The 11,039-nt window shown below is 44.1% G+C and carries 9 protein-coding genes; 3 read left to right on the top strand and 6 right to left on the bottom strand.

What is annotated here, in order from left to right:
- Positions 1-198 precede the first annotated feature (198 nt).
- The 3 genes from AC27KT_RS15835 (at position 199) to AC27KT_RS15825 (ending at position 5,933) form a co-directional block, all read left to right on the top strand.
- The gene (locus tag AC27KT_RS15835; RefSeq protein WP_487131545.1) at positions 199-2,508 is read left to right on the top strand and encodes a TonB-dependent receptor; all 2,310 of its coding nucleotides are present in this window, start codon (positions 199-201) and stop codon (positions 2,506-2,508) included.
- Between the two features lie 99 nt (positions 2,509-2,607).
- On the top strand, positions 2,608-4,935 hold the full coding sequence (locus AC27KT_RS15830; protein WP_487131543.1) for a beta-glucosidase: 2,328 nt from the start codon (positions 2,608-2,610) through the stop codon (positions 4,933-4,935).
- A gap of 89 nt (positions 4,936-5,024) precedes the next feature.
- On the top strand, positions 5,025-5,933 hold the full coding sequence (locus AC27KT_RS15825; protein ID WP_487131541.1) for a CE1 family esterase: 909 nt from the start codon (positions 5,025-5,027) through the stop codon (positions 5,931-5,933).
- A 229-nt stretch (positions 5,934-6,162) separates the two neighbouring features.
- On the opposite strand, the gene AC27KT_RS15820 is transcribed toward AC27KT_RS15825, so the two are convergent.
- From AC27KT_RS15820 to AC27KT_RS15795, 6 genes are all read right to left on the bottom strand, one after another.
- Complete coding sequence (locus tag AC27KT_RS15820; protein WP_487131539.1) at positions 6,163-6,783, bottom strand: response regulator transcription factor; 621 nt, start codon at positions 6,781-6,783, stop codon at positions 6,163-6,165.
- On the bottom strand, positions 6,780-7,970 hold the full coding sequence (locus AC27KT_RS15815; RefSeq protein ID WP_487131537.1) for a sensor histidine kinase: 1,191 nt from the start codon (positions 7,968-7,970) through the stop codon (positions 6,780-6,782). Before AC27KT_RS15815 ends, AC27KT_RS15820 begins: the two co-directional genes overlap by 4 nt.
- Positions 7,971-7,986: 16 nt before the next feature.
- The gene (locus AC27KT_RS15810) at positions 7,987-8,316 is read right to left on the bottom strand and encodes a DMT family transporter (RefSeq protein WP_071815800.1); all 330 of its coding nucleotides are present in this window, start codon (positions 8,314-8,316) and stop codon (positions 7,987-7,989) included.
- Between the two features lie 27 nt (positions 8,317-8,343).
- Entirely contained in the window at positions 8,344-8,940 is a 597-nt protein-coding gene (locus AC27KT_RS15805) for a DUF7010 family protein (protein WP_487131535.1), read from the bottom strand.
- A 112-nt stretch (positions 8,941-9,052) separates the two neighbouring features.
- Positions 9,053-10,414 (bottom strand): MFS transporter, encoded by a 1,362-nt coding sequence (locus AC27KT_RS15800; protein ID WP_487131559.1) that lies wholly within the window; start codon positions 10,412-10,414, stop codon positions 9,053-9,055.
- A gap of 40 nt (positions 10,415-10,454) precedes the next feature.
- Positions 10,455-11,030, bottom strand: a complete 576-nt coding sequence (locus AC27KT_RS15795; protein WP_487131533.1) for a BON domain-containing protein — start codon at positions 11,028-11,030, stop codon at positions 10,455-10,457.
- Positions 11,031-11,039: the final 9 nt, after the last annotated feature.

The raw sequence follows: 11,039 nt of genomic DNA, 5'->3' as shown, positions 1-11,039 counted from the left end.
GTTTACATTGTGAAAATGGTTTGAATTAAAAAATGTAATCAATTACATTTTGTGCGTCGCGTTAAGGTTTTTATGCGAAAAGAAATATATAGGTCAATCTCAAAGGCTTACGAGAGCTTATTGTCGCGAGTTATCTAAAAAATCACACAGCAAATGAGTTGGTTGGCTTTGAGTGAACAAAACAATCGGGATAGGATTATGAATTACATAAGAAAAACACGACTAAGTATTCTCATTGCCAGTGCACTTGGCGCTTTAGTTATTGCGACGCCTGCTTCATCTGCCCAGGAGGATTCCATTGAGGCGGATGATGTTGAAGTAATTATTGTTTCATCAACACGCACAGGTACCAGCCTAGCTGACACTTCAGCTGCAGTAACGGCACTCTCTGCTAAGAGTTTGGCAAATGCGGGCGTTACGGACCCAACTAATTTGCAAGACCAAGCAATCGGTATATCTATTGATCGCGCGGGTTCCAATGGTATGCAAATTACCATACGAGGCGTGTCGAGCTCGGATAATACAGAAAAAGGAGACCCGTCGGCTTCGTTTCTGCAGGATGGAGTGTACATCGCTCGGCCTCAAGCCCAAGAAGTATCATTTTTCGATTTAGACCAAGTAGAGGTTCTGCGCGGACCACAAGGTACATTGTACGGAAGGAACGCCACGGCTGGACTCATTAACGTTATTTCTGCAAGACCTGTCGACGATACCTACGGTTCTTTCGACGGTGTATTGGGCGACTACGGAAGACAGCAAGCAACGCTTATGATGAATGTGGCGCTAAATGAGAAAGCGGCTATACGTGGAGCCATTAACGTAGACAGAAGAGACGCTTTTATTAACCCAAGCCCAGCTGAGCAGTTCGATACTGACCCAGATAAAGATAATTTGTCTTTTAGATTAAGTGGCCTATTTGAGATTTCTGACGACGCGTCGCTCTTAGTAGTTGGCGATCATTCAACAATTAAAGGGCTATATAACAATACGGTTTCGTTGACTAACTTCTATGATTTCGAGGGTACCGGTATTCCTGAAAGCGGTAGAGGGCAAGATTTTGTCTATATCGGCGGTGGCAAAAGCTCAGATGAACTGAGAACGCGAATCTGGAGCGATCTCGCACAAGAAAGCGTTGACAATTCAACGTGGGGAATAATGACAGAGTTAAATTGGGATGTTAAAGATAACTTTGAAATTACCTATCTTGGATCTTACCGAGAGTTCAAACGGGAAGAACTTAATCGAACAGGGTTTGGTGGCGTAACCGATACAGGTGACATTGATGCTGGGTTACAGGAGTTCACTGGCGACTACAAACAACTGTCTAACGAGTTGCGGTTTCTTTATACAACCGACTTTATGAACTTACAGGGCGGTATATATAGTTTCAAAGATGAATCTGCGGTTTCATTCTTGATACTTAACAGTTTGCAAGGGTTCGCTGGAGAATTTAGCGTATTTGGGTTTCCCCAAGATCCAACTATTTCTAAATCAAAAGCAGTTTTTGCACAAAGTACGTTTAACATTACTGATGATGTGAGATTTACGGCAGGAGCTCGATACACTAAAGATGATAAATCTCGTCAGGGAAATACTATTTTTCATCAGTTTCGTGATGAGCCTATTAACTATACTCCTGGGCCAGACAACAATATTCCAGATTCTAGAAACGATGCCAGCGTAAACTACAGTGAAACCACTTGGAAACTTGGTGCAGAATACGATATTGAGGACAATATATTACTTTACGGGATGGTATCTACTGGCTATAAAGCAGGTGGATTCAATGACGGTTGTCTTGAGGGAACACCAAACTGTAATTCGCCAGTAACACCTGATTTCCTATTCTACGATCCTGAAACCTTAACGGCTTATGAATTAGGCCTGAAAATGGATTTAGAAAATGGTTTACGCACGTTTATTAGTGTTTTCGAGTACGATTACGAAAACCTGCAATTGAGTACTATTCAAAACGTATGTGGTGATGATTGCCAAGTTACAACCAATGCTGGGGCAGCAAGCATCACTGGGTTGGAAGTAGAAAGCCGCTACTTTATAACACCGAACGATAGATTGAACCTTGCATTCACTTGGCTTGACGCTGAATACACAGACTGGCAGTTAAACAGAACTATCAATCTGAAGGGAGAGTCATTGAACCGCTCTCCAGAGTTTACTGCGATCCTTCAATACCAGCATATATTTGAGTTTGAAACTGGCGCTGATTTGGTACTCGATATTTCAACGCGATACAGTGATGAATACGTGCTGTTCTCAGAACCAGCAATAGCTAATTTTGTGCAACCTTCCTTTCACAAGACCGATATTAGTCTGACGTACAATCCTGAAGACTATGATTGGTATGTTCAAGGTTTTGTAAAAAATATTGAAGATGAAATCACTATATCAAATGCCGATATTACGCGTGACTTCCCTGCGTTTTCCGGTGGTGAGGCATCCCTTCAAGACCCACGGACAGTGGGGGTGCGTTTCGGAATGACTTTTTAAGCAATTAATTTTGAAAAGCTCGCCTTTATAAGGCGAGTTTTTTTAAGTCGTTTTACTAGGCCTTTCATTGTTTTTAAACGCTATGGTGTGTAACTCAATATGATAAAAAACATCAATCGTAAAAAGTCAAAATTAGAAACCAAGAATTTTGTCTGTATTTTTACCTATGCTGCTATTTTATTTGCTACGTTTTCATCGACAGTTCATGCAACACCTACCTTAGGTAACTCGTCTCTTGATGAAGTGGTGCAAGCTATGACATTAGAGGAAAAAGTAAAGTTAGTGCGTGGCACTGGTATGGATATGGGGGATGGTGGGCCCACTGTTGGGCAGACTGAAGATAGAGTGCCCGGTGCGGCCGGCACCACATTCGCAGTTCCCCGTTTAGGTATTCCTTCTGTCGTACTAGCCGACGGCCCAGCAGGGCTGCGCATTGCGCCTCGGCGTGACAATGATGGCGACAATACCTATCACGCTACCGCATTCCCTATTGCTAATTTGTTGAGCTCGACTTGGGATCTTAAATTAGTCGAAAAAGTAGGACGCGCTATCGGACTTGAGTCTAAAGAGTACGGTGTGGACGTGTTGTTAGCGCCGGCGCTGAATATTCATAGATTTGCACTTGGGGGAAGAAACTTCGAGTACTACTCAGAAGACCCTTTACTCAGTGGTAAAATGGCAGCCTCGATGGTAAATGGAATTCAAGCTGAAGGTGTAGGAACTTCACTAAAACACTTTGTGGCGAATAACCATGAATGGAATCGGAACACAATTGACGTTCAGTTAAGCGAAAGGGCGCTAAGAGAAATTTATCTTCGCGGTTTTGAAATAGCGGTTAAAGAAAGTCAGCCTTGGACTTTAATGTCGTCGTACAACAAAGTGAATGGTACCTATACATCCCAGAGCCCTTACTTGCTCACAGAGGTTTTGCGTGATCAATGGAGGTTTAATGGTGTCGTGATGACAGATTGGTTTGGCGGAAAAAGCCCCTCAGCGCAAATGTATGCTGGCAACGACTTGTTAATGCCAGGAATGGCTTATCAAGAAGGCATGATAATAGATGCCATAAAAAAAGGGCAGCTTGATGAGAAGATACTCGATCGCAATGTGAAAAATATATTGAAGCTCGTTTCGTCCACTCTAACGTTTCAGGACTACGACTATAGTAATAAGCCTGATTTAGAAAAGCACGCTACTCTTTCTAGAGCCGCAGCCTCAGAGGGGATGGTGTTACTTAAAAATAAAAGTAGCGCACTACCTTTAGCAAAAAATGACAGTGTGGCGTTATACGGGAATCATTCTTTTGACACCATTATTGGCGGTACGGGAAGTGGTGATGTCAATGAAGCTTATGCAGTAACTGTCGAGGACGGGTTATTAAATGCGGGTGTCGAGGTAGAAACGGGTTTGGGTAACGCTTACAAAGCGCACATAAAAACCGAGGCGGCAAAACGCCCCGTAATAAATAGCCCCATCGCAGAATTTATGCCAACGCCAGCATTGATAGAATTTCCATTAGAATTAGCGAGATTGAAGGCGTCAGCAAAAAAATACGCGGCAGCAATTATTACTATTGGGCGTAGTTCAGGTGAATTTGTTGATCGTGAAACGTCAGACTTTTACTTAACCAAGGAAGAGCACGCCATGCTCGATATGGTGTCTGATGCTTTTCGTAAACACGCTAAACCCGTTATTGTTATTTTGAATGTTGGCGGAGTAATAGAAACAGCCAGTTGGGAGCAAAAAGCAGATGCTATATTACTCGCTTACCAGCCTGGCCAGGAAGCCGGTAACGCTATTGCCGATGTGTTACTTGGACGTACGAATCCTTCAGGCAAGCTACCTGATACTTGGCCTCTTGACTTAAGCGATTATCCAGCTGCCAACGGTTTTCCCGGTATCGTTACCGATACAAAGGCAACACCGGAAGGTCCAACTCATTCGCTGCCAGCGAAAGTAAGCTACGACGATGACATTATGGTTGGTTACCGTTATTTCAACACAAGTAACGCTGAAGTAGCTTACCCTTTTGGGTTTGGCCTATCGTACACCACATTTTCTTACTCAGACATGACCATTAGCAGTAGTGAATTTGCCGGTAATTTAGTGGTTACGATAAAAGTAACGAACAATGGGAAGGTTGCGGGAAAAGAAGTTGCACAACTTTATGTATCGGCACCGCAGCATGCACTTAAAAAACCGGAGAGTGAACTTCGCGGATTTACCAAGACAAAACAGCTGCAGCCGGGTGAAAGTGAAGTTTTACGTTTTGAACTAAGTACGCGAGATTTAACATCGTTTGATGAACAACAGAACGTGTGGTTAGCGTCAGCTGGAGAGTACACTGCGAAAATAGGCTCATCATCGCGAGAGATAAAACAAGAAAAGGTTTTTTCACTTAAACACGATATGTTAATACAGCCCTAATAAGAAAAGGTATAACTAACTCAGTATAACGAGGCGTTAATTTGCGTTGTAAGCTACGACGACTGATTGGTTACCAAAGAGGATTCACAATGAGACCACAATTCGCTAAAAAGCTGGTTCTTAGCTTAATAGTATGTGTTGCGTATGCCTTTAACGGTGTGGCACTAGCGCAGCAGTCTGCTGAATATGCCACCATTCAGGTAGGAGAGGATTTACGCGAATACCGTATATATGTACCGCACTTTTACTCGCCAAAGGTAGCCATACCCTTGGTTTTTAACTTTCATGGCAGTGGAAATTCACCTGAAATGCAAGAGGGATTATCCGGCTTTGAGAAGCTTGCCGATAAAGAAGGTTTTGTTGTCGTAACGCCTCTCGCGCTATTTAAAAATTCTGACGATGAACCTATAACGTGGAACGTTAATAAGAAGCCTGGCCCAAACGATGTTCAATTTATTAGCGCGCTTTTAAATCGTTTGCACGAACAACTGCATATCGATAAAAAACGCATATTTGCAACGGGGTTTTCTGGTGGTGCACGAATGAGTAGCCGGTTAGGCTGCGACCTTTCTGATACTATAGCAGCCATAGGGCCTGTGGCAGGCATAAGATTTCCTTCTGACTGCCAGCCAACTCGAGCCATGCCCGTTATTACTTTCCATGGTAAAAAAGACAGGGTAAATCATTATGTCCATAGCGAAGATTCTCCTCCTTACTGGGCCATGGGTGTTGAAGATGCACTGGCTGGTTGGGTTAAAAACAACGCTTGCCCGACATCAAATGAAACAGTGCTCTCTGATTCTTTAGTTTTGGTGGACTACGAAGCATGTAACAATAATGCAGATGTGGTGTTCTATCGCTCTAGTGAGGCTGGTCACACGTGGCCCGGGAACCCCATACCACAAAAATTAATGCAATTTGGTTTAGGCAAAACCGAAGAAAACCTCAATGCAACAGGGTTAATTTGGCAATTTTTTAAAGCGCACCCATTGCCATAATTCGTTAAGTCGTCTTGTTGATTCGGTAAATTCTCAAGTGACTCCGAAGTCCTATTATGAAGTTTGAATATGGTGCGTCGCCTTGTTACCTAAAGTGAGCCGATAGGTTCGCACCGTAAAAAATCAGCGGGCCAAGATACCCACAGGCGACACAGCTAGAAATTGATACTGAAGAGTTTTAAGTGCTAAGGCGCGCAGGCGCTTAGCACATGAATCCGCTACCTTTGTGCTACAACCATCCCTTTTGTTTTGCAATACGCGCTGCATCCACGCGATTAGTTGCGTCTAGTTTTGAGATAGCTTCCGATAAATAATTACGTACTGTGCCTTCAGAAAGAAATAGCAGCTGTGCGATGGCCCGCGTTTTAAGGCCATCTGAGGCAAGTTTAAGGGCTGACATTTCTTTTTGCGTCAATGGATTTTTATCGTCAAGGGCCATGATAGCAAGTTCAGGTGAAATTACCTTGTCGCCGGCTGATACCTTGTGAATGGCATCAATTAAATAGTCGCTGTCAGATTCTTTTAAAATGAACCCTTTAACCCCTAAACTCAATGCGCGTTTGATATAGCCCGGTTTGGAAAATGTAGTCATTAGTACCACGTTGGTACGAAGACTTTGTTTTGTAACGTGAGCGGCTAAATCTAGCCCTGACACCAGCGGCATTTCAATATCGCTTAAAATAATATGTGGAGCAGGGTTATTGTTCAAATATTCAATCGCTTCCTGTCCATTACTGCATTTACTAATAATGGTGAGATCGTCTTCTAGTGACAGGAGCATGGCAATGGCATCGCGGACCAGCGACTGATCTTCAACAATCAAAATGGTCGTTGTCGCTTTTGAACTCATAGGGGCTCCTTAATCGAAAAGGCTTCTTCCGCATTAAGCTGCACACTGACAGTAAAGTTAGGAGTGAAGGAAAACCTCACACCTGCATCTATTGATGCTGCACGCTCTCTAATTCCCACTAATCCGTTCCCTTCTTTAATCGATGCACTGTTCTCAATAACGCCATGATCTTTATAGGTCATCTTTATGGTTCGCCCTTCAGCTTCAAGACCAAGCGACACAGCGTTTCCGTTTGAATGACGCAATGTGTTTGTAGTCAGCTCTTTGATAATAAGCGCAAGCTGACTTTCTTGTTTTGGGTTTAAACGTGCCTCTGCCATACCACTGATATCGGCAGTCACGTGAACGCCGTTTTCTTCTAGCAGTGCCTTGTCTTTTGCGATTTCATCGCGAAGAGAAAGCTGTTTAATATCTGACACCGCTTGGCGAATATCGCTTAGCAACGCTTGCGAAAGCTGCGCCAGCGCTTTTACCTCTCGATGCGCATCTTCAACCTTGTCTTTACTTAAAAGTTTATCGGCCAGCTGTGCTTTTAATGAAATAGAGCTGAGCGCGTGACCTGCAACATCGTGTAAATCTCTGCCAATTCGTTCACGTTCAGCAATCGCAGACAATACGCGTAATGCTTCAGCCTGCTGGCTTTCTTTTAACCCATGAAGGGTTTCCTTGCGCTCCATAACACCAAAACCGAACAGCACTAAGCTGTTGATTATAGATGCGACTAAAAGAAAATGGGCATTTTCAAACATGGAAATGTGAAGCGTGAAAAGCACTGCCATCATTACGCTTATACTCATTAACCCTGTTTTCAACGAGTTGTAATAACCGATGATAAAAGCAATGAAACCGATAATGGTTGCACCACCAGGGTTTTGAAAGCTGCATGCTACTGAAAGCATAAACATAAGCAGCAGATAAGTGGGCAGTGTGCTGATAGGCTGGTTTATGGCTTTGATGTAAAGAATGACAAAGCTAAGGTATCCGAGGGTTTGGATCGCCCACACTTCCATGGAAAGAGGCCGGGAAATAATGAGGGGAACAAAGAAGAACAGCGAAAAAAACAAGCTTCCATGAGACCAGCGCCTTTTCCGTCCACTTCCCAAAAGCGGTAGATTAGGCGCGATGCTCTCGTTTTTGGCGGCAGGCACTGCGCTGTTGATATCTTTTATGCTTTTATTACTGAGCATTGTGAGTACTTCGTCCCTACTGAAATACAACGGCAGACTTGCTAGTAATAAGCAATGTGCCTGAGATGATTAACATAATACCCAGCACGGCATAAATGTCGAAAGTTTGTTTCCAAAATACCACCGAAGCAGCGGTGATAAGTGCGATACCCATGCCCGACCAAATGGCATAGGCGACGCCTATTCCCATGTTTTTTAAGACCATGGCAAACAACATACCTGATACAGTATAGAAAAATATAGCGCCGTATCCGAACGCCCATTTTTCCCATCCGTTCGACATTTTAAGCAGCATGGTAGCCGTAACTTCAGTGATAATTGCAACCGCTAAAAGTAAGTAAGTCATCGTTTATTCCTTGTTATTAAAGTGAAGTTAGTGAGATTTGATTGTTTGAAATCGACGCTCAAGAGTGATGAGCGACACAATGTAAACTGCGACAATTACCGCCGAAATTGCTTCTACGCGTGCATCTGGAAACAAGTACCAAGCTACAACAATGCCGAAGGTTCTAGCGATAGTGTGAAAATAGCCAACCCAATGCTCTATAGCCCACGATAAAGGCATCCACATTAGACCTGCTAGAATACCAATGCTGAGTGGCACCGTGGTGTGGTCTATAGCCGCAACGGGAAGTGCGATGGCAAATACCATGAGGCTCATGATCATGCCGACGAAAAAAAGCCGGTCGAAGCTGTTTTTAGCAACACTTTTAGCAAAGAATCTTTCACCAGTAAGGTAAGACAACCCTGCGCCTAGATAGAAAATTGCCCCTGCGCCTATATAAAGCATCCAAGTTATGGTGAGTTCAGATACAAAGGGGGCACTAATTCCCAATAAGGCCCAAACAATTGTGCCGGCAAGCGGCATAGCAATGAATCTATTGTTTTTGAAGTCTTCACGCTGTTCTTCCAATGAAAGAGGGAAACTCTCAACATTGGTTCCAGGAGTGTGATGTAGGAGGTGTTCCATTTGCTTTACCTAGTGTTGTAATGTTTATAGGTAAAGTATGCAAAAACGCGCTAGTTTGCGTTAGTCACAAACGTCACCAATAGCATGTGACATTTGTCATCAGTTCTCTAGGTTAGGTTTGTCGGGCTTTTTTCGCTTTGCGCTTGTTTAACACTGAGTCGCCATCTTCTTTCGAAAGCATTAAGCTGTCGTAAATACTCACGAGCGCTATTGCGCCCATAAATAGCATGGATAGCGTGAACGTTTGTAGGTTTGGCGTATCGACGCTTTGGCCCAGAATCAATGCTGCAGCGGCAATCGCTAGCGCAGAGAGTGTAATGCCCAGCCCGCGGTTCATCTGCATTAAAATAGCGCCAAGCGTGTTCGCATCTCGCATTTTATTGGGCGGTACGTCGGCAAAAGCGATAGTATTCAGCAGCGTTAAGTGCATTGAGCGCGTTATACCATTAGCAAACAAAATGGTAGCAATTGTCAGTGAAGACGTGGTTTGGTTTACCAGCGCCAGCGCGACAAAACCAACCGCGATGAGCACACCGTTGGCGACAAGTACGCGTTTAAAGCCGAAGGTATTCATGATCCACGTAGTTGCTGGCTTTATCGCTAAGTTCCCAGCAAAAAGCCAAAGTAACAAAGAGCCGGCTTCTACTGGCGAATAACCGAGTCCAAGCTGCAGCATTAGAGGCACGAGGAACGGTGCACTGCCAAGGGCTATACGCACTACGGAACCGCCGTAAACGCTGAGTCTGAATGTTTTGTGCTGCATAGCGTCAAAGGAGAATAGCGGGTTCTCAGCTTTTTTTACATGCCTTATCGCGAACATCATGAGCACAAGGCCCATAGCTATAATGCCAAGTGATTGAAGAAGTTTGTCGCTGGTACTGGCTAGAAATTCAATGCCTGCCATAAATAACGCAAAGCCGACACCAGTAAGTAAAAAGCCTTTAGTATCAAACTTACCCACATTGCCTTTGGTATTTTTTAATAAGTACAGCGACGCGATGATAGCAATGATACCCAGTGGAATATTCATGTAAAAGATCCACTGCCAACTAAAGTGAGTCGCTATATAGCCACCGAGAACGGGCCCTAAAAGCGGTGCGCTTAACGCCGGCCAAGTTATAATGGCTACGGTTTTTACCAACTTCTCTTTTGGTAAGTCCCGCAAAACCACCAACCTTCCAACGGGAACCATCATAGCCCCGCCTAAACCCTGCAGAACACGAGATAAAGTAAATTCAAATAAGCTGGTACTAAGGCCGCATAGGACTGAGGCTATGGTAAATACGACAATCGCAGCTACGAATATGGTACGGGCACCAAATTTGTCAGCGGCATAACCACTTAACGGAATAAATAGCGTGACAGCTACTAAGTAAGCCGAAACGCCAATAGAAAGGTGAGCTGCCGGCACATTGAAGTCAGCAGCAATTACAGGTAGTGCTGTGGTGATAACCGTGGCGTCTAAGATTTCCATAAAGAGTGCCCCTGCAACTAAAAGGGCAGTGGCAAATTCTTTATTGAACAATTTCAAAGGCTCTCACTACGCGCGCTACACCCGTAATATTACGCGCGATATCTACCGCGGCAGTGGCTTCAAAATTGGTTAATCTCCCCATCAGGAATACTTCTGAATCTTGAACCACCACCTTAACTTGTAAAGCAGGCACGCGCTCATCTGCGACAATTTTTGTGCGTACTTTCGATGCTAACCAGAGGTCATTTGCTTGTGTACCAGCACCTATAGGCTCACCAATGCGTATTTGATTATGGATTTTCTTAATGTAGCTGACTTCCTGAGCACGGCTAACGGCCTCGTTAACAAGTCCTTGATTGGGGGCTTGACCGGTAAGCAGCGCAACACCGTTATAAACATCAGCTTGAAGGTTAGCCTGCGCTTTAAGCGCATCGCTTTTCGACCATTGATACGATATCGCTGCGTCGGCATTCTGATCGTCAAGTTGCGTACCTACCGTGCGTCTGTCGTTAGCGACCTTAGCTGCCATAGCACCGGCTGCGCCAACGGCCACTACGCACCCTTGCAATGTAAGAATTAAGGCTAGTAGTGAAGTCAATAGTCCTAGGTTTTTCACGTGTTTACT

This window comes from Alteromonas sp. 5NW40-0090, assembly GCF_057552975.1.
Note: the sequence above shows the minus strand (reverse complement) of the source record. Positions and strands in the feature narration are given on the sequence as shown.

Bases quoted from the DNA above. Each gene is read 5' to 3' on its own strand.
- AC27KT_RS15820 (WP_487131539.1), bottom strand. From the start codon at position 6,783: ATGAGTTCAAAAGCGACAACGACCATTTTGATTGTTGAAGATCAGTCG.
- AC27KT_RS15810 (WP_071815800.1), bottom strand. From the start codon at position 8,316: ATGACTTACTTACTTTTAGCGGTTGCAATTATCACTGAAGTTACGGCT.
- AC27KT_RS15835 (WP_487131545.1), top strand. From the start codon at position 199: ATGAATTACATAAGAAAAACACGACTAAGTATTCTCATTGCCAGTGCA.
- AC27KT_RS15815 (WP_487131537.1), bottom strand. From the start codon at position 7,970: ATGCTCAGTAATAAAAGCATAAAAGATATCAACAGCGCAGTGCCTGCC.
- AC27KT_RS15800 (WP_487131559.1), bottom strand. From the start codon at position 10,414: ATGGAAATCTTAGACGCCACGGTTATCACCACAGCACTACCTGTAATT.
- AC27KT_RS15805 (WP_487131535.1), bottom strand. From the start codon at position 8,940: ATGGAACACCTCCTACATCACACTCCTGGAACCAATGTTGAGAGTTTC.
- AC27KT_RS15830 (WP_487131543.1), top strand. From the start codon at position 2,608: ATGATAAAAAACATCAATCGTAAAAAGTCAAAATTAGAAACCAAGAAT.
- AC27KT_RS15825 (WP_487131541.1), top strand. From the start codon at position 5,025: ATGAGACCACAATTCGCTAAAAAGCTGGTTCTTAGCTTAATAGTATGT.